Source organism: Pseudomonas sp. TE21394 (assembly GCF_054057835.1).
Map to the genome: position 1 here is coordinate 2073280 of NZ_JBSRZR010000001.1, position 18998 is coordinate 2092277.

Annotated in this window: 16 protein-coding genes and 1 other RNA gene; 8 read left to right on the forward strand and 9 right to left on the reverse strand. The window is 63.4% G+C overall.

Annotated features, from left to right (window positions below):
* Nucleotides 1–460 precede the first annotated feature (460 nt).
* Nucleotides 461–1105, reverse strand: a complete 645-nt coding sequence (locus ACVWZT_RS09620; RefSeq protein ID WP_296232514.1) for a DedA family protein — start codon at nt 1103–1105, stop codon at nt 461–463.
* 213 nt (nt 1106–1318) lie between these two features.
* Here ACVWZT_RS09620 and ppk1 point away from each other — a divergent pair, with 213 nt between their 5' ends.
* A complete protein-coding gene (gene ppk1, locus ACVWZT_RS09625) occupies nt 1319–3568 on the forward strand; it encodes a polyphosphate kinase 1 (RefSeq protein WP_296232516.1) in 2250 nt (749 codons plus the stop codon).
* Here the strand turns inward: ppk1 and ppx are convergent.
* Nucleotides 3555–5057 carry an exopolyphosphatase gene (gene ppx / locus ACVWZT_RS09630; RefSeq protein WP_296232518.1) on the reverse strand — a complete coding sequence of 501 codons (1503 nt, stop codon included), beginning with the start codon at nt 5055–5057 and terminating at the stop codon, nt 3555–3557. The two genes, ppk1 and ppx, sit on opposite strands and share 14 nt — an antisense overlap.
* Nucleotides 5058–5313: 256 nt before the next feature.
* Here ppx and trxA point away from each other — a divergent pair, with 256 nt between their 5' ends.
* The 5 genes from trxA (at nt 5314) to ACVWZT_RS09655 (ending at nt 10742) form a co-directional block, all read left to right on the forward strand.
* The gene (trxA, locus tag ACVWZT_RS09635; protein ID WP_056794137.1) at nt 5314–5640 is read left to right on the forward strand and encodes a thioredoxin TrxA; all 327 of its coding nucleotides are present in this window, start codon (nt 5314–5316) and stop codon (nt 5638–5640) included.
* A 261-nt stretch (nt 5641–5901) separates the two neighbouring features.
* Nucleotides 5902–7161 carry a transcription termination factor Rho gene (gene rho, locus ACVWZT_RS09640; RefSeq protein WP_003253661.1) on the forward strand — a complete coding sequence of 420 codons (1260 nt, stop codon included), beginning with the start codon at nt 5902–5904 and terminating at the stop codon, nt 7159–7161.
* A gap of 217 nt (nt 7162–7378) precedes the next feature.
* Nucleotides 7379–8845, forward strand: coding sequence for a 4-hydroxy-3-polyprenylbenzoate decarboxylase (gene ubiD / locus ACVWZT_RS09645; protein WP_296232525.1), 1467 nt, complete (start codon nt 7379–7381; stop codon nt 8843–8845).
* Entirely contained in the window at nt 8845–9813 is a 969-nt protein-coding gene (locus ACVWZT_RS09650) for a CDP-6-deoxy-delta-3,4-glucoseen reductase (protein ID WP_296232526.1), read from the forward strand. The genes ubiD and ACVWZT_RS09650 overlap by 1 nt, the downstream gene beginning before the upstream one ends.
* A 278-nt stretch (nt 9814–10091) precedes the next feature.
* A complete protein-coding gene (locus ACVWZT_RS09655) occupies nt 10092–10742 on the forward strand; it encodes a gamma-glutamylcyclotransferase (RefSeq protein ID WP_296232527.1) in 651 nt (216 codons plus the stop codon).
* A 69-nt stretch (nt 10743–10811) separates the two neighbouring features.
* Here ACVWZT_RS09655 and ACVWZT_RS09660 read toward each other — a convergent pair whose 3' ends face one another.
* On the reverse strand, nt 10812–11789 hold the full coding sequence (locus ACVWZT_RS09660; RefSeq protein WP_457469085.1) for an NADPH:quinone oxidoreductase family protein: 978 nt from the start codon (nt 11787–11789) through the stop codon (nt 10812–10814).
* Between the two features lie 157 nt (nt 11790–11946).
* Between ACVWZT_RS09660 and ACVWZT_RS09665 the strand changes: the two genes are divergently transcribed.
* A complete protein-coding gene (locus tag ACVWZT_RS09665; protein WP_170033661.1) occupies nt 11947–12351 on the forward strand; it encodes a flagellar basal body-associated protein FliL in 405 nt (134 codons plus the stop codon).
* A 57-nt stretch (nt 12352–12408) separates the two neighbouring features.
* Here ACVWZT_RS09665 and ACVWZT_RS09670 read toward each other — a convergent pair whose 3' ends face one another.
* The 4 genes from ACVWZT_RS09670 to ACVWZT_RS09685 form a co-directional block, all read right to left on the reverse strand.
* Nucleotides 12409–13521 (reverse strand): ABC transporter permease, encoded by a 1113-nt coding sequence (locus ACVWZT_RS09670; RefSeq protein ID WP_296232530.1) that lies wholly within the window; start codon nt 13519–13521, stop codon nt 12409–12411.
* A 1-nt stretch (nt 13522) separates the two neighbouring features.
* A complete protein-coding gene (gene rbbA / locus ACVWZT_RS09675; RefSeq protein ID WP_457469086.1) occupies nt 13523–16243 on the reverse strand; it encodes a ribosome-associated ATPase/putative transporter RbbA in 2721 nt (906 codons plus the stop codon).
* The gene (locus ACVWZT_RS09680; protein WP_457469087.1) at nt 16240–17199 is read right to left on the reverse strand and encodes an HlyD family secretion protein; all 960 of its coding nucleotides are present in this window, start codon (nt 17197–17199) and stop codon (nt 16240–16242) included. Before ACVWZT_RS09680 ends, rbbA begins: the two co-directional genes overlap by 4 nt.
* 127 nt (nt 17200–17326) lie before the next feature.
* Complete coding sequence (locus ACVWZT_RS09685) at nt 17327–17776, reverse strand: EVE domain-containing protein (protein ID WP_457469089.1); 450 nt, start codon at nt 17774–17776, stop codon at nt 17327–17329.
* Between the two features lie 178 nt (nt 17777–17954).
* Between ACVWZT_RS09685 and ACVWZT_RS09690 the strand changes: the two genes are divergently transcribed.
* On the forward strand, nt 17955–18107 hold the full coding sequence (locus ACVWZT_RS09690) for a hypothetical protein (RefSeq protein ID WP_457469090.1): 153 nt from the start codon (nt 17955–17957) through the stop codon (nt 18105–18107).
* A gap of 19 nt (nt 18108–18126) precedes the next feature.
* Here the strand turns inward: ACVWZT_RS09690 and ACVWZT_RS09695 are convergent, their stop codons facing one another.
* Together ACVWZT_RS09695 and ssrS are read right to left on the reverse strand one after the other, a co-directional pair.
* A complete protein-coding gene (locus ACVWZT_RS09695; protein WP_296232537.1) occupies nt 18127–18735 on the reverse strand; it encodes a 5-formyltetrahydrofolate cyclo-ligase in 609 nt (202 codons plus the stop codon).
* Between the two features lie 81 nt (nt 18736–18816).
* Nucleotides 18817–18996, reverse strand: a non-coding RNA gene (gene ssrS, locus ACVWZT_RS09700) — 6S RNA.
* Between the last annotated feature and the right edge of the window lie 2 nt (nt 18997–18998).

Sequence of the window (18998 nt, forward strand, 5' to 3'; positions counted from 1 at the left end):
AGTGTTCGGCGTGACCACGCCGCTGGCCAGCTGGAACCCGCTATGGGCCAACCTGCAGTTCTATGCCCAGCTCTGGCATGACGCCCGGCGTGCCGGCAACGTGTGGGACAAGCTGCGCATCTGGTTCATGCCCACGGGGTGGCGCCCGGCCGATGTAGCCGCCCGCTACCCGCATGGCAAGCAGGACCTGGTGTTGTTCCGCAAGTTCGAGGTTGCTCTGGGCCGCCCCCAGCAGGCCTACGTGGCGGCACAATTTGTGGTTTACCTGGCGCTGGGCAGCTATCTGATGGGCGTGGCCGAGCGCGTGCCAACCGCCGCACTGGTGCTCGGCTGGTTGCTGATGGCGTTTGGCTTGTTCGTACTGGGCACGCTCCTGGAAAACCGGCCATGGGCCACGCGCCTGGAACTGGTACGGCTGGTGGCAAGCGCGCCGGCGCTGTACCTGGCCGGTGCATCGGGCCTAGCGGTGGTCGTGCCGCTTGCCTGGTTCCTGCTCGTGGCTTACGGCCTGCTCAGTCTCTGGGGCCTGGGCCTGGTCCGCCGCCTTGCGCTCCGCCCGCAGGGTGCGGAAGCGCCGGCGCAGCCATAACAGGCCCCCCAGCGCCAGCAGGCCACCCAGTACCCAGAGCTCGTAGCGCTTCACGTTGCCCAGCAGGCCTTCGAGAATGGCGCCGAAGTGGTACGCGGCCGCGCCCAGGGCGACTGCCCAGATCGCCGCGCCCAGACCGTTCAGCAGCAGGTAGCGGCGCGGCGGGTAGCCGGACAGGCCGATCGCCACCGGCATGACCGTGCGCAGGCCATAGACGAAGCGGAAGCTCAGAACCCAGATGTCAGGGTGGCGACGGATGTGGTCCAGTGCCCGGTCGCCCATCGCCTGCCAGCGTGGCCTGCGCGCCAGAATCCTGCGGCCGTGGCGACGGCCCATGAAGTACCACAGCTGATCGCCGGCATAACTGCCGAAAAAGGCCACCAGGCACACCAGGTTGATGTCCATGTAACCGCGGAACGCAAGGAATCCCGCAAGCACCAGAATGGTCTCGCCTTCGAAGAAGGTGCCAAGAAAAAGGGCGAAGTAGCCGAAATCCTGCAGGAATTGTTGAAGCATTTTCTGAGGTGCTGGCGAAATGAACGCGCAGCCTACCCCTTCGCGCGCATTCATGAAAGTGTCCAAATGTGTCTCGACGTGAACATTTCCTGCATCGAGAATGCCCGAAGGCGCGCGCCATCGCTTGCCCTGGCGTGTAACACAGGCGTCATAATGGGCGCTTATCTTGCCGCTCAATTGATGATAGGGCGTTAACGTCCTCAGGAACGCCAGATGAATAATGAAGTGCTAACCCCTGTCGCGATCAAGGATGCTCAGGAACTCCCCGAAGAGATGGTGCAGACCCCGCCAGACCTGCCGCCGACGCCTGCGCCTGCCGTAGAGCCAGCGGCCGGGCCCGTGGCCCCGGCGCCAGCACCGGCCGCGGCCCCGGCCATTGCCGTCCCCGGCCTGGACGACAGCAGCCTGTACATTCATCGCGAACTTTCGCAGCTGCAGTTCAACATCCGCGTGCTGGAACAGGCGCTGGACGAGAGCTACCCGCTGCTCGAACGCCTCAAGTTCCTGCTGATCTTTTCCAGCAACCTCGACGAGTTCTTCGAGATCCGCGTGGCCGGCCTGAAGAAGCAGATCAATTTTGCCCGTGAACTGGCCGGCGCCGACGGCCTGCAGCCGCACCAGGCGCTGGCGCGCATCAGCGAGCTGGTGCACAGCGAAGTGGAGCGCCAGTACGCGATCCTTAACGATGTGCTGCTGCCAGAGCTGGAAAAGCACCAGATCCGCTTCATCCGCCGCCGTTACTGGACACCCAAGCTCAAGACCTGGGTGCGCCGCTACTTCCGCGACGAAATCGCCCCGATCATCACCCCGATCGGCCTCGACCCGACCCACCCGTTCCCGCTGCTGGTGAACAAGAGCCTCAACTTCATCGTCGAGCTCGAGGGTGTCGATGCCTTCGGCCGCGATTCGGGCCTGGCGATCATCCCGGCCCCGCGCCTGCTGCCGCGGGTCATCCGCGTGCCGGAAGAGGTGGGTGGCGCAGGGGACAACTATGTGTTCCTGTCGTCGATGATCCACGCGCACGCCGACGACCTGTTCCAGGGCATGAAGGTAAAGGGCTGCTACCAGTTCCGCCTGACCCGTAACGCCGACCTGGCGCTGGACTCCGAAGAGGTCGATGACCTGGCACGCGCGCTGCGCGGCGAGTTGTTCTCGCGCCGCTATGGCGATGCCGTGCGCCTGGAAGTGGCCGATACCTGCCCGAAACACCTGTCGGACTACCTGCTCAAGCAGTTCAGCCTCAGCGAAAGCGAGCTGTATCAGGTCAACGGCCCGGTCAACCTCACCCGCCTGTTCAGCATTACTGGCCTGGACAGCCACCCGGAGCTGCAGTACACGCCATTCACCCCGGCGATTCCCAAGCTGCTGCAGAACGCTGACAACATCTTTAGCGTGATCGGCAAGCAGGACATCCTGCTGATGCACCCGTTCGAGTCGTTCACCCCGGTGATTGACCTGCTGCGCCAGGCGGCCAAGGACCCGCACGTGCTCGCCGTGCGCCAGACCCTGTACCGCTCCGGTGCCAACTCGGAAATCGTCGACGCCCTGGTCGACGCGGCGCGCAACGGCAAGGAGGTCACTGCGGTGATCGAATTGCGTGCCCGTTTCGACGAAGAGTCCAACCTGCAGATGGCCAGCCGCCTGCAGGCCGCCGGTGCAGTGGTGATCTACGGTGTGGTCGGCTTCAAGACCCACGCCAAGATGATGCTGATCCTGCGCCGCGAGCACGGCGAGATCGTGCGCTATGCGCACCTGGGCACCGGCAACTACCACGCCGGCAACGCCCGCCTGTACACCGACTACAGCCTGCTGACTTCCGACGACGCCCTCACCGAGGACGTCGGCAAACTGTTCAGCCAGCTGATCGGCATGGGCAAGACCCTGCGCATGAAGAAGCTGCTGCACGCGCCGTTCACCCTGAAGAAGGGCATGCTCGACATGATTGCGCGGGAAACCCAGTTCGCCCTCGAAGGCAAGCCGGCGCACATCATTGCCAAATTCAACTCGTTGACCGATGCCAAGGTGATCAAGGCGCTGTACAAGGCCAGCCAGTCGGGCGTGAAGATCGACCTGGTGGTGCGTGGCATGTGCTGTCTGCGCCCAGGCATCCCGGGGGTTTCGCACAACATCCAGGTGCGCTCGATCATCGGCCGTTTCCTCGAGCACACGCGGGTGTTCTATTTCCTCAATGGCGGCGAAGAGCAGATCTACCTGTCCAGTGCCGACTGGATGGAGCGCAACCTCGACAAGCGTGTCGAGACCTGCTTCCCAGTGGAAGGCAAGAAACTGCTGTTGCGGGTGAAGAAAGAGCTGGAAGGCTACCTGACCGACAACACCCACGCCTGGACCCTGCAGCCGGACGGGCGCTACGTGCGCAGCACGCCGACCGGCAACCAGAACCCGCGCAGTGCCCAGGCGACCTTGCTGGAGCGCCTGAGCAACCCGGTCCTCAACGTACGCTGAGGACGAAACCGACCCGGGCCAGCCATTCCGCCTCGTTGGCGAAGTCGGCCTGGGTCAGCTGGTTCTGTTCCAGCCAGCCTTGCGGGAATACCACATCGAGGCTATCACCGGCTGCCTTCAGTTCCACCTTCGGCATCTGCTGGTTGCCACGGATATGATGGAACAGGATGGCGAAGCGCAGCAGCACGCACAGGCGCAGGAGCTTCACCCCTTCCTCGCCCAGTTCGGCGTATTTGTCCTTGGGGATGTTGCGGCGGTGGCCGCGTACCAGCAAGGCCATCATCTGCTGGTCCTCGCGCGAGAAGCCCGACAGGTCGGAATGCTCGATCAGGTAGGCCCCGTGCTTGTGATAATGGTAGTGGGCTATGTCCAGGCCGATCTCGTGCACCTTCGCTGCCCAACCCAGCAGGTCGCGCCAGTTCCCGTCCTTCAGGTCCCAGGCATCGGCGACCTGGTCGAACGCGTGCAAGGCCTTGCGCTCGACGCGAGCGGCCTGGCCCTGGTCGACGTGGTAACGTTCCATCAGCGAGTTGAGGGTGCGCTCGCGCACATCTTCGTGATGGTGGCGGCCTAGCAGGTCGAACAGCACGCCTTCGCGCAGGGCGCCGTCGCAGTGGTCCATGCGCTGCAGTTCCAGCGCATCGAAAATCGCTTCGAGTATCGCCAGGCCTGCCGGGAAGATGGTCCGGCGGTCAGGTTTGACGCCGTCGAAGTCGATCTTGTCGGCCTCACCCAGCTTGAACAGCTTGCGCTTGACCCAGGCCAGGCCTTCGGCGTTGACCTCGCCATTGCCCAGGCCACCGGCCTTGATGGCTGCGCCGATGGCGCGGATGGTGCCGGAGGAGCCGATGGCCTCGTCCCAGGTCAGGCGATGCAGGGCATTCTCGATGCTCATCAGCTCCAGGCGCGCGGCGGTATAGGCCTGGGCGTAGCGGGCCGGGGTGATCTTGCCGTCGCGGAAGTAGCGCTGGGTGAAGCTGACGCAGCCCATCTGCAGGCTTTCGCGCAGCAGCGGTTCGAAGCGCTGGCCGATGATGAACTCGGTACTGCCGCCGCCGATGTCGGCGACCAGGCGCTTGCCCGGCGTATCGGCGAGGGTGTGCGACACGCCGAGGTAGATCAGGCGCGCTTCTTCGCGGCCGGAGATGACCTCCACCGGGTGGCCGAGGATGGCTTCGGCGCGCTGGATGAATTCGTTGCGGTTGCGCGCTTCGCGCAAGGCGTTGGTGCCCACGATGCGCACCGAGCCGGCGGGCATGCCGTTGATCAGCTGGGAAAAGCGCTTGAGGCAGTCCAGGCCCCGTTCCATGGCTTCTTCGCTGAGCATGCGGCCCTCGTCGATGCCGGCGGCCAACTGCACCTTCTCGCCGAGCCGCTCGAGAATGCGGATTTCGGTATGGTGGGCCTTGGCCACGACCATGTGAAAGCTGTTGGAGCCAAGGTCGATGGCGGCAATCAGGGACAGGTTCTTCGCGATAGTATGCGGCATGATCTGGTTGTTCTCGGTCGTTAACCCGGCAATCGTGCCACGATAGCAGGCTATCGCCAACGCGTCGCACCCAGCCGTTGAGCTGGCCTTGATGCAAGGCAACAGGTCATTCGATGTTATGACACTGGCATGACAGTTCCGATTCGCTGCGTCTTGCACAACTATAGTTACACTCAATCGCCCGCGACTTCCTGTAGGAGACGGGTGCGGCTATGATGGGCAACGTTTTTTATTGCTTACGACCTTGGAGATTTCCATGAGCGACAAAATCAAACACGTCACCGACGCCAGCTTCGAAGCCGAAGTACTGCAGGCTCAGGGCCCGGTTCTGGTCGACTACTGGGCTGAATGGTGCGGCCCATGCAAGATGATCGCTCCGGTTCTGGACGACATCGCTGCCACCTACGAGGGCAAACTGACTGTCGCCAAGCTGAACATCGACGAGAACCAGGAAACCCCGGCCAAGCACGGCGTGCGTGGTATCCCGACCCTGATGCTGTTCAAGAACGGCAACGTCGAGGCCACCAAGGTCGGCGCCCTGTCCAAATCGCAGCTGGCCGCGTTCCTCGACGCCCACCTGTGATAGCGAAAAGCCCCGCGAATGCGGGGTTTTTTTTGCGCGCAAAGGTCTGCAGGGGTACGATTTACCCTGTCAAAACCACTAGACGTCGAAAAAAGCAAGTGTTACATTCGGCCTCGCACTGCTTCTCCAGTGCCCTCTACACGCCGTCGCCGAAGCATCCCTAATTCGAATCAGTACGCGATCCTGTCGCCATCTAGCGGCGCGGCCTCATTAAGCCAGAAGCTTAATTCTCCCTTCTTACATGATTACGTCACTCCCCTTATGAACCTGACTGAACTCAAGCAAAAGCCGATTACCGATCTTTTGGAAATGGCCGAACAGATGGGCATCGAAAACATGGCCCGTTCGCGCAAACAGGACGTGATTTTCGCCCTGCTGAAGAAGCACGCGAAAAGCGGCGAAGAGATCTCGGGTGACGGCGTGCTGGAGATTCTCCAGGATGGTTTCGGTTTCCTGCGTTCGGCTGATGCGTCCTACCTGGCCGGCCCCGACGATATCTACGTCTCGCCCAGCCAGATCCGCCGCTTCAACCTGCGTACCGGCGACACCATCGTCGGCAAGATCCGCCCACCGAAGGAAGGGGAGCGTTACTTCGCCCTGCTGAAGGTCGACACCATCAACTTCGACCGCCCGGAAAACGCGAAGAACAAGATCCTGTTCGAAAACCTGACGCCGCTGTTCCCGAACAAGCGCCTGAAGATGGAAGCCGGCAACGGCTCCACTGAAGACCTGACTGGCCGCGTCATCGACCTGTGCGCCCCGATCGGCAAAGGCCAGCGTGGCCTGATCGTGGCGCCGCCAAAGGCCGGCAAGACGATCATGCTGCAGAACATCGCGGCCAACATCACCCGTAACAACCCTGAGTGCCACCTGATCGTCCTGCTGATCGACGAGCGCCCGGAAGAAGTGACCGAAATGCAGCGCACCGTGCGCGGCGAAGTGGTTGCCTCCACCTTCGACGAGCCACCCACCCGCCACGTGCAGGTTGCCGAGATGGTGATCGAGAAGGCCAAGCGTCTGGTCGAGCACAAGAAGGATGTGGTCATCCTGCTGGATTCCATCACCCGTCTGGCGCGTGCCTACAACACCGTGATCCCGAGCTCCGGCAAGGTACTGACCGGTGGTGTCGACGCCCATGCCCTGGAGAAGCCGAAGCGCTTCTTCGGTGCCGCGCGTAACATCGAGGAAGGCGGCTCGCTGACCATCATCGCTACCGCGCTGGTCGAAACCGGCTCGAAGATGGATGAAGTGATCTACGAAGAGTTCAAGGGCACCGGCAACATGGAACTGCCACTTGACCGTCGTATCGCCGAGAAGCGTGTGTTCCCGGCCATCAACATCAACCGCTCCGGTACCCGTCGCGAAGAGCTGCTGACCGCCGACGACGAACTGCAGCGCATGTGGATCCTGCGCAAGCTGCTGCACCCGATGGACGAAATCGCCGCCATCGAGTTCCTGGTCGACAAGCTCAAGCAGACCAAGACCAACGACGAGTTCTTCCTGTCGATGAAGCGCAAGTAAGCTTCCCAGCCAGGTATTGAATGGGGCTGCTTCGCAGCCCATCGCCGGCAAGCCAGCGCCCACGGCAACTGCACAGCTTTCGAAGCTTGTGCAAAACCTGTGGAACTGGCTTGCCGACGATGGGGCGCGAAGCGGCCCCAAGTCATTTTTGGCCTTTGGGCACTGAACGGCGCTACACTCTGCACCCCGACCGATACGGCCAACATGAGGCTCCTGCATGCAGTATCGCGACTTGCGCGACTTCATCCGTGGCCTGGAACAGCGCGGCGAACTCAAGCGCATCCAGGTACCGATCTCCCCTGTGCTGGAAATGACCGAGGTCTGCGACCGCACCCTGCGCGCCAGGGGCCCCGCATTGCTGTTCGAAAAGCCCACCGGTTTCGACATGCCGGTGCTGGGCAACCTGTTCGGCACCCCGGAGCGCGTGGCCATGGGCATGGGCGCCGAATCGGTGGCGGAACTGCGCGAAATCGGCAAGCTGCTGGCCTTCCTCAAGGAGCCCGAGCCGCCGAAGGGGCTCAAGGACGCCTGGTCCAAGCTGCCGATCTTCAAGAAAGTCGTGTCGATGGCGCCAAAGGTAGTCAAGGACGCGGTGTGCCAAGAGGTAGTGGTCGAGGGTGACGATGTCGACCTCGGGGCGCTGCCGATCCAGCACTGCTGGCCGGGCGACGTCGCACCGCTGATCACCTGGGGGCTCACCGTCACCCGCGGCCCGAACAAGGACCGCCAGAACCTGGGCATCTACCGTCAGCAGGTGATCGGCCGCAACAAGGTCATCATGCGCTGGCTCAGCCACCGTGGCGGTGCCCTGGACTACCGCGAGTGGTGCGAGAAACACCCCGGCCAGCCGTTCCCGGTTGCCGTCGCCCTGGGGGCGGACCCGGCAACCATCCTTGGCGCGGTGACCCCGGTGCCGGACACTCTTTCCGAATACGCCTTTGCCGGCCTGCTGCGTGGCAACCGTACCGAGCTGGTCAAGTGCCGGGGCAGCAGCCTGCAGGTACCGGCTACCGCCGAAATCATCCTGGAAGGGGTGATCCACCCGGGCGAGATGGCCCCGGAAGGCCCGTATGGCGACCACACCGGTTACTACAACGAAGTGGACAGCTTCCCGGTGTTCACCGTCGAGCGCATCACTCACCGGCAGAAACCGATCTACCACAGCACCTACACCGGCCGTCCGCCGGATGAGCCGGCGATTCTCGGCGTGGCGCTGAACGAAGTGTTCGTGCCGATCCTGCAAAAGCAGTTCCCGGAAATCGTCGACTTCTACCTGCCGCCGGAGGGATGTTCGTACCGCATGGCGGTGGTCACCATGAAAAAGCAGTACCCAGGCCACGCCAAGCGCGTAATGCTGGGTGTATGGTCGTTCCTGCGACAGTTCATGTACACCAAGTTCGTTATTGTCACCGACGACGATATCAACGCCCGCGACTGGAACGATGTGATCTGGGCCATCACCACGCGCATGGACCCCAAGCGTGATACGGTAATGATCGACAACACGCCTATCGACTACCTGGACTTTGCCTCGCCGGTATCGGGCCTGGGATCGAAGATGGGCCTGGACGCCACACACAAGTGGCCGGGCGAGACGACGCGCGAATGGGGGCGGGTCATCGTCAAGGACGAAGCCGTTACCCGCCGTATTGATGAGCTGTGGGATCAGTTGGGAATAGATTGATGCAGGTAACGTTGCAGCCGTCCGGGGCGGTGCTGGCGCTCGAACCCGGGGAACGGATCCTCGATGGAGCGCGGCGGCTGGGCTATGACTGCCCGAACAGCTGCCGCAATGGCAATTGCCATGTCTGCGCCGCATTGTTGGTTGAAGGCAGGGTCCGCCAGGACGGCGCGGTCCGTGACCATGGTGAGCTGTTTACCTGCATTGCCGAACCGCTGGAGGACTGCGTATTGCTCTGGGATGGTGTGCTCGCCCTGGGCGAGCTGCCGGTGCGCAAGCTGGCGTGCAGTGTCAGCGAGTGCGTCGAGGTGGGCGGCGATGTCTGGCGCGTGCGTTTGCTCGCACCGGCCGGCAGGGCGCCGCGCTATCACGCCGGGCAATACCTGATGATCGAGCGCGACGGCGGCAAGCAGGCGGCGTTTTCACTGGCTTCCGCGCCTCATTCCGGGCGTGAGCTGGAGCTGCATGTGCTGGCACGCGAGCCCAGCGCCCTGCAACTGATCGCCCAGTTACAGCGCGATCGCCTGGCGCGCATCGAAATGCCGTTTGGCGACACCCACCTGGCCGAGCTGCCTGACGGGCCACTGGTGCTCATCGCCGCCGGCACGGGCATGGGCCAGATGCACAGCCTGGTCGAGCATTGCCGGGCCCAGGGTTTCCGTCACCCGGTGCATCTGTACTGGGGCGTGCGCCGGCCGGAGGACTTCTATCAGATCGAACACTGGGACGAATGGCAGCGTCTGCCCAACCTGTTCTTGCACCAGGTCGTCAGCGACCTCTGCGGCTGGGAGGGGCGATGCGGGATGCTGCATGAGGCGGTCTGCGAAGACATCGCCGACCTTAATGCCGTGCATGTGTATGCCAGCGGCTCGCCAAACATGATCTATGCCACCCTCGACGCCTTGGTCGAAGCTGGCATGGATGCGCACCGCATGCGCGCAGATGTGTTTGCCTACGCACCACGCGGTTAATAACCGAAGTTTAAAAGTGCGGGTATAAGGCGGTAATTGTTACCGCCTTGGCCACTAACTTTCACGCCGCCTGGAATAATAATTCCCAATCGTCGGAATGCCCGTTGAAAATCTCGACATATACTTGAGCTAACGCACCGGTCTGCCTTAGGTTATGCATGTCTCCCTCGTGGGAGCTGGCTTGCCGGCGACAGTGCTGGCGCGGGCAGTACACTGCGACTGCTTCGAATCGTTTTTCCGCTACATGTGTAGTTCACAGGGAATCATGGCGGCAGCTTATGTCGGCACTTGAAAGTTCGTCCTGGAAAGTTAGTTACCCCCCTTCGCTCGACTTCGGTCAGCAACTGACCCGCGAGCAATTGTACAACTCCATGCAGAGCACCATGTCGCGCCATCAGGGTGGGCCGGTCTGGCTGTTTGCCTATGGTTCTTTGATCTGGCGACCGGAGTGCAACTCGGTGGAGCGCCAGCGCGCCCGGGTGCATGGTTACCATCGGGGCTTGTATCTGTGGTCGCACGAACACCGCGGCACCCCGGAAACCCCTGGGCTGGTGTTCGGCCTGGACCGGGGCGGTTCCTGCAGCGGCTTTGCCTACCGGCTGGATGAAAGCAACCTGGACGACTCGCTGATGGCCCTGTGGCAACGCGAGATGCCGTACCCGGCTTATCGGCCGCACTGGCTCAACTGCCGGCTGAGTGATGGCAGCAAGGTGCAGGCCTTGGGTTTTGTGCTGGAGCGGCACCTGCCGTGCTATGCCGGGAACCTGCCCGACACCCTGCTGAGCCAGATCCTGGCCAGCGCCAAGGGGCGCTATGGCACTACGCGTGACTATGTCGAGCAGACCTTGAATGCCTTGCGTAGTCACCAGATGCCCGATCGCAACCTCGAAGCACGGTTCCGCCGTTGCCATAACCTGCGCGAAGTCTGACAACCTGCACTGATCAACTTCGCGGGCATGCCCGCGAAGGGCCGGAACTGCGGATCAAGTTCTGCAGCCTTACCGCGCCAGCACCACCAACTTACCCACAGCCTGCCGCTGCCCCAGCCTTTCAATGGCCGCACCCGCCTCAGCCAGTGGATAAGTCTGCGACACCAGCGGCTTCAGCTTGCCTTCGGCATGCCAGGCAAACAGTTGCTGGAAGTTGGCCGCGTTGTCCTGTGGCTGGCGTTGGGCAAACGCCCCCCAGAACACCCCCAGCACCGCTGCGCCCTTGAGCAGCACCAGGTTGGCTGCAAGTTGCGGGATGGTCCCGCTGGCAAAGCCCACCACCAACAGCCGGCCATTCCAGGCCAGCCCGCGCACCGCCTGCTCGAACAGCCCACCGCCCACCGGGTCATAGATCACGTCGACGCCCTGGCCGCCGGTCAGCCGCTTGATCTCGTCACGCAGGCTGGCCTGGCTGTAATCGATCAGCTCATCGGCCCCGGCCGCCTTGGCCACGGCCAGCTTTTCCGCACTGCTGGCTGCCGCGATCACTCGCGCGCCCATGGCTTTGCCAATTTCCACCGCCGCCAGGCCAACCCCGCCGGACGCGCCCAGCACCAGCAGGGTTTCGCCCGCCTGCAACTGGCCCCGCTGGCGCAGGGCATGCATGGAGGTGCCGTAGGTCATGCCAAATGCGGCAGCAGTGGTGAAGTCCATGCTTGGCGGCATCGGCATCACGTTGTAGAACGGCACCGCCACCTGTTCAGCGAATGCCCCCCAGCCGGTGAGTGCCATGACCCGGTCGCCGACCCGGAAGGCGCCGGCCTTTTCCCCGACCGCGGCCACCACACCTGCCGCCTCACCGCCTGGGGAGAATGGCAACGGTGGCTGGAACTGGTACTTGCCTTCGATGATCAGGGTGTCGGGAAAATTGACCCCGGCAGCCTGCACATCGAGCAGGATCTCGTTCTTCTTCGGCACCGGGCTGGCCACCTCTTCCAGCACCAGGTTGCGCGCCGGGCCCAGGGTTTTGCACAACACAGCTTTCATCAGGGCTATTCCTTTGCGGGTAGTGGCCGATAAGTGTAGGAGGGCCGCCTGACCGGTCAACGAGCATGGCCCGCCCTGATGGCGCGGCATAAGCCCGGGCTTGGGTTTGCGCGGTGTGCTGGGTAAGCTGGCGACAACTGTATTGAGGAGCGAATTCGTGAAAGCGTGGATCTTGATGGTGCTGGCGCTGCTGCTGCCGGCTGCGGCCATGGCCGAGGAAGCCAAGGAAGGGGCGCCCAAGGTCGCCTACATCAGCCTGAGCCCGCCCTTTGTCGGCAACTATGCCCTCGACGGCAGCCCGCGGCTGCGCGTGTACAAGGCCGATGTGGCCCTGCGCGTGACCGGCGACGAAGCCGCCAAGGCGGTGAAGCACCACGAGCCGCTGATCCGCAACCAGCTGGTGGCGCTGTTCACCCAGCAGTCGGTGGAAAGCATGAGCAATGTCGAGGCCAAGGAGCATCTGCGCCAGGAGGCGCTGAAGCAGGTGCAACAGGTGATGGAAGCGGAAGAGGGCAAACCGATCGTCGAAGACCTGCTGTTCAACAACCTGATCGTGCAGTGACCTGCGAGCCCTGGTCCCCGTGCGACTACGGGGGCCTGCATAGGCCTGGCGCCCTGTTCAGGACGCCAGGCTACGGCGAAACCGTGCCAGGGCCACGCCGAAGAACACCAGGCCAATCACGGCCAGTGCCAGGATGTCCGGCCACACTACTGTCCACCCGGCATCACGGAACAGGATCGCCGCGCCAAGGCTGACGAAGTGCGTCGATGGCGAACCCTGCATCACCCATTGCAACCATTGCGGCATGCTGTCCAGTGGTGTGCTGCCACCAGACAGCAATAGCATCGGAATGATCACCGGGATCGCCAGCAGGCCGAACTGCGGTGTCGAACGCGCCAGGGTGGCGAGGAAGATGCCCAAGGCTGTGCTGGCGAACAAGTACAGCGCGGTCACCGCCAGAAACAACCCCATCGAGCCGGCCAGCGGCACACCCAGTGCCCCCTTGACCACCACCACCAGCGAAATCCAGGTGCAGATCACCACCACCAGCGCATTGCTGGCGATTTTCGCCAGCATGATTTCCAGGGCGGTCAGCGGCAGCACCAGCAGGTGGTCGAGGGTGCCATGTTCGCGCTCGCGCAGTAGTGCGGTGCCTGTGAGGACGATCGCCAGGATGGTGATGTTGTTGACAATCTGGATCACCGCCAGGAACCAGCCACCCTCCAGGTTGGGATTGAACAGGGCCTTGGCATTGATTGCTATCGGGCTCTGGATATCCGCCCGCTGGCCGTAGTCGAGCAACTCGCGTTCGAAGATGCGGTTGATATAGCCGGCGCCCATGAACGCCTGGCTCATGGCGGTGGCATCGACGTTGATCTGCAGCTCCGGCGAGCGCCCGGCCAGCAGGTCGCTCTGGAAGTTCACCGGCACATTGACGACGAAGGTGTACTGGCCGCTGTCCATGGCCTGGTCCAGGCGCTCCGGAGCCAGCGCCACGGCAGGCTGGAACTCGGGTGGTTGCAAGGCTTCGCTGAGCTTGCGGGATAGCAGGCTGTGGTCTTCGTCGACCACCGCGACGCTGGCATTGTGCACGCCGATCACCGAACCGGCTGCCGGCATGTAGATGGCTACGCTGAAGGCGTACAGCAGGAACAGCAGCAATACGCTGTCATGGCGCAGGCTGCTCAGTTCCTTGAGGCCCAGGCGCAGGGTGTGGCTGAGGTGCGACATGTCAGGCTTCCTGCTTCTTCAGCATGGCCAGGCTGAGGCCGGTGAATGCGGCGAAGAAGCCCAGCAGGATCAGGCACTGCGGCCACAGTTCGCGCAGGCCCAGCGCCTTGGTGAAGGTGCCCACCGCAATATCGAGAAAGTAGCCCGCCGGGAACAGCTGGCCCATTACTGCCGCTGCACCGTCCAGCGACGAGCGTGGCACGATCAGGCCGGAAAACTGGATGGTCGGCAGGCTGGTGATGATCATGGTGCCAAGGATGGCGGCGATCTGGGTGCGAGTGAAGGCCGATATCAGCAGGCCCAGGCTGGTGGTTGCCAGCAGGTATGCCACGCCGCCACAGGCCAGGGCCAGCACGCTGCCCTTGAGCGGTACGGCGAACAGCCAGCGGTTCATCGCCACCAGCAGCGCCAGGTTGACCAGGCTCACGGCCAGGTAGGGCATCTGTTTGCCGAGCAGGAACTCCAGGCGGGTGAGCGGTGTGGCGTAGAAGTTGGTGATGGCGCCAAGCTCCTTCTCGCGGACGATGCCCAGCGCCGTAAGCATGGCCGGGATGAAGGCCAGGATCAGTGCCATCACACCCGGGCCGATGGCATTCACGCTGACCACGTCCTGGTTGTAGCGAAAACGTGTTTCCAGGCGCACCAGGTCCTGGCGTGGCTGTGGCTGTCTGCTGGCCTTCGCCAGTTGTTCGAGGTTGGCCTGGTGCACGGCTTCCACGTAGTTGCGGCTGGTTTCGGCACGGAACGGCATGCCGCCGTCGAGCCAGGCGGCCACCACCGGTTGGCGACCGGCATACAGGTCGCGGCCAAAGCCGGGCGGAATTTCCAGCGCCAGCTTGATTTCCGAGCGCTGCAGGCGCTGGTGCATGTCGCGGGCGTCGCTGATGAGCGGTTGCTCGGCGAAATAGCGAGAGCCACGGAAGGCTTCGAGGTAGGCGCGGCTTTGCGGGCTCTGGTCCTGGTCGTATACGGCGAAGGCGAGGTTTTCCACATCCAGCGAAATGCCGTAGCCAAAGATCACCATCATGAACATCGCGCCCAGCAGGGCAAATGCCAGGCGCACCTTGTCGCGCAGCAATTCCTTGCCCTCGCGGCTGGCCACGGCCAGCAGGCGCCGCAGACTGAAGCGCTGGCGTAACGCTGGTACTGGCGTGGCAGCCTGCTCCAGCACGCTGATGTCGGTGGCTTGCGGGGCCAGCTCCTGGGCCTGTTCCAGGCAGCGTACGAACGCGTCTTCCAAGGTGTCGCCCTGGTACTGGCGTTGCAGGGCATCGGGTGTGTCGCAAGCCAGTACCCGACCGGCATGCATCAGTGAGATGCGGTCGCAGCGCTGGGCTTCGTTCATGAAGTGGGTGGACAGGAAAATGGTTACGCCCTGCCCGCGCGACAGTTCCACCAGCAGACGCCAGAAGTCGTCGCGGGCGGCCGGGTCGACACCGGAGGTGGGTTCGTCGAGGATCAGCACTTCCGGACGGTGCAATACCGCGACCGCCAGCGACAGGCGCTGGCGCAGGCCGAGGGGCAGGGCGCCGGACGGCTGGTCGGCAATGGAGCCGAGGTCGAAGCGCTCGATCAGCTCATCGATGCGTTGGGCGCTTTCTGCCTTGGGCAGGTCGAACAGGCGCGCGTGCAGGGTCAGGTTCTGCCGGGTGCTGAGTTCACCATACAGCGAAAAACTCTGCGACATGAAACCGACCCGCTTGCGTGTGGCCAGGTCGCTGGCATCCACCGGGCGGCCAAGCAGGCTGGCGCTGCCTTCACTGGCCGGCATCAGCCCGGTGAGCACTTTCATGGTGGTGGTCTTGCCGCAGCCGTTGGAGCCTAGAAAGCCGAAGATTTCCCCGCGGCCAATGGCGAAACTCACCTTGTTCACCGCCGTGAAGTCGCCAAAACGCAAGGTCAGGTCATGGGCCTCGATCGCCACCGGGCCGTCAGACGCCGGACGTGGCGGGATCCTCAACGGCGGGTGTTGCGCCTTGCCCGTGCCCTGGTAATGGGTGAAGGCGTCATCCAGCTTGCCGCTGGGGGTGGCCGCAGCCAGTTCGTGGCTAGGCCCGGCGGCCAGCAAGCGGCCGCCATCGAGCATCAGGCAATGTTCGAACTGTTCGGCTTCCTCCATGTAGGCGGTGGCCACCAACAGGGTGAGCTGCGGGCGTTGTGCGCGAACCTGTTCGACCAGCTCCCAGAAGCGCCGCCGTGACAGCGGGTCGACGCCGGTGGTCGGCTCATCGAGGATCAGCAGGTCCGGCTCGTGGATCAACGCGCAACACAGGCCCAGTTTCTGTTTCATGCCGCCTGACAACTTGCCCGCCGGGCGCTCGGCGAAGCGCTGCAGGTCGGTAGCCTGTAGCAGTTTGGCCATGCGCTGCTCGCATTCACGGCGGCCCAGGCCGAAAAGGGTGGCAAAAAAGCGGATGTTCTCGCTGATCGACAGTTCTGGATAGAGGTTGTTGCCCAGCCCTTGCGGCATGAACGCCACTTTAGGGTACAGCGCCGCGCGGTGGTGTCGCTGGCGGATTGAACCACCCAACACCTGCAGTTCACCCTTTTGCAGGCGCTTGACCCCGGCGATCAGGCCCAGCAGCGTCGACTTGCCAGCTCCGTCCGGGCCGATCAGCGCGCAGCGGGTGCCGGCTGGCAGGCTGAAGCCGACGGTTTGCAGGGCAACCAGGTCGCCATAGCAATGGCTGATGCCTTCAGCCAGCAGTGCCGGGGTGTTCATTGCAGGCTGGCCGGCCAGTCGACCTCAGCCGTGCGTACATAGCCGGCGCCTGGCATGCCCGGTTTGGCCTGCGGCACGGCGCCCGGGTCACTCAGGCGCAGTTTCACCCGGAACATCAGCTTCTGCCGTTCGTCGCGGGTTTCTACCTGTTTGGGGGTGAACTGGGCCTTGGCGGCGACGAAGGCTACCTTCGCCGGCAGCGCCTGCTCGGGCAGGGCGTCGAGCACGATGCGTGCCTGATCGCCGACTGTCAGGCGACCGCTGGTAGAGGCCGGCAGGTACAGGTTCATGTACTGGTCGCTGGGGTCGATCAGCATCAATACGCGACCGCCGGCACCCAGTACTTCACCGGGTTCGGCCAGGCGCAGTTGGATGATGCCGTCGATGGGCGCACGCAGGCTGCTGTCGTCGATCTCGCTGCTGAGCTGCGCCACCTGCGCCTCGGCAGCACCGATGGCAGCCTTGATGGCGGCCAGTTGCGCGCGAGCGGCGACTACCGCTGCGTTTGCCGTGTCGAAGCGCGCCTGTTGCTGGTCGAGCAACTGCTGGCTGGCATATTTGCGCTGGAAAATCTCGCGCACACGCTTGAGTTCCTGGCTGGCCAGCAGCAGTTCGCTCTGGCGCAACTGCACGCTGGCCTGGGCGGCGGCGTAGTTTTCGCGCGCGCGCAGCACTTCGGCCTCGGCCTGGCTGCGTTGGGCTTCCATGGTGCGCGTATCGATACGTGCAAGCAATTGCCCGCGGGTAACCTTGTCGCCTTCATCGACCAGCACTTCGGCCAGGCGGCCGGGGATTTTGCTGGCGATTTGTACTTCGGTGGCTTCGAGGCGGCCGTTGCCCATGCTCAGGCCTTCAGGCAACTGGTCGTGCAGCGACTTCCAGTACCCCAGCCCGGCGGCCGCCGCAAGCAGGGCCAGCAGCGCGATGGCGAAGATTCTGGGAGCGTATCGGTTCATCGTTCTGCATCCTTGCGGTCATGCACACTCCATCATGGTCTGCGGCCATAATTGGTGTGTTGATATCGGTCAAGTCCATGACTGGGCCGCAGGGCGGCCCGTTTGGTTTATGACCTTAGCCGCAGTTTCAACGCAACGCGACAATCACCGCCCATTGCTCCGCAGTCACCGGCATCACCGACAGACGGCTGCCCTTCTGTACCAGCGGCAAGTCGGCCAGGCCGGCCTGCTGTTTCAGCCAGCCCAGTTCCAGCACCCGTGGCAGCGACTGCACATGGGCCACATCCACTGCACTCCACGGGTTCTTTTCCGGCGTGGCCTTGGCGTCGTAATAAGGACTTTGCGGGTCCAGTGCGGTCGGGTCCGGATAGGCCGCGCGGGTGATTCTGGCAATGCCGGCAATGCCCGGTTGCGGGCAGCTGGAGTGGTAGAAGAAAAATTCGTCGCCAACGCTCATCGCGCGCAGAAAGTTACGTGCCTGGTAGTTGCGCACGCCGTCCCAGCGCGCTTCGCCGAGGCGGCCAAGGGCTTCGATGGAGAGCTCGTCGGGCTCGGACTTCATCAGCCAGTAGGCCATGAAAGTGCTCCTGAAAAAGTTTGAAATAACCTGTTGCACGAAACCGACAGCCGGTTGACGTCAAGGTTTGCGTGTAGACGCAGGTTGTCGGAAAATGCGCCCCGATAAAAGCGCGATGCTCCGGCGGTACCCAGAAAATCGCCGAGTACTGAACAGTTTGCCGGGGGGGCAATCTTCGATGAATCAACGCAACAAGCCAGACTTGCTGTGGGTCCTGGTGTTCATTTTCGGCCTGGGCGTGGTCACTACCGGTTATGCGCAAGGGTTCTGGGAGCGCAAGCTGGACAACGCCTACCAGATGCCGGTCGACGCCAGCCAGCCACCACGTTGATACCCCTCGCTGGCACCCTTCAGCGTGGCGCCAGGTACCAGCCACGGTCCGAGACGGTGCCCTGCAGTGGAACATCCCAGCTGGCCTGGGCCAGCCGCTCGACCTTCTGGCATTCATGCGCCAGCCCTAGCAGCAATGGCTTTTTCCAGGTCTGGCGACGCGCCTGGTAGGCCAGGCTGCGATCATAGAAGCCGCCGCCCATTCCCAGGCGCCCACCCACTTCATCGAAACCGACCAGCGGTAGCAGAATCAGGTCCAGCGCCCAGATCGGGCGTTGGCGCTTGCGCTCGGTGACAGGCTCGGGAATGCGAAAGCGGTTGGGCAGGAGTTTTTCACCCTGTTCGAAGCGCTGGAATACCATCCGTGTGCGTGGCCAGGCGTGGAGTACCGGCAGGTAGACGCGCTTGCCACGGCGCAGGGCCTCGCGCAGCAGCAGGGCAGGGTCGATCTCGCCGTCATTGGGCAGGTACAGGGCAATGTGCCGGGCCCGGCGGAACAGCGGGTGTTGCGCCAGCTGGCGATACAGGCCGACAGCGGCCTGGCGTTGCTGGGCCGGGGTCAGGGCGCGGCGGGCATTGCGCAGCAGGCGACGAAGCTGGGGGCGGGTGAGCGGCGCGGTGTCGGTCATGGCACGAGCGGTCCCAAGTGCGTTGGCCGGCATGGCCGGCCAAAACGAATTGCCCGCCGGTAGAGGCGGGCAAGAGAATTCAGGCTCCCCGACAAGACCGCTATCGGTGTAGCCCTTGAACCCGAAAGTTCAAGGTGGAGATTGCAGGGGGCGTTAAGGCTTTCCGTCGGGCGGACATGCACACCGGCCCCAGCGTGCAACCCCCGTGGTTGTGCGTATCGGCTCAGGGACATAACCGACTGGCGCATCCCCCAGGGAGTGGC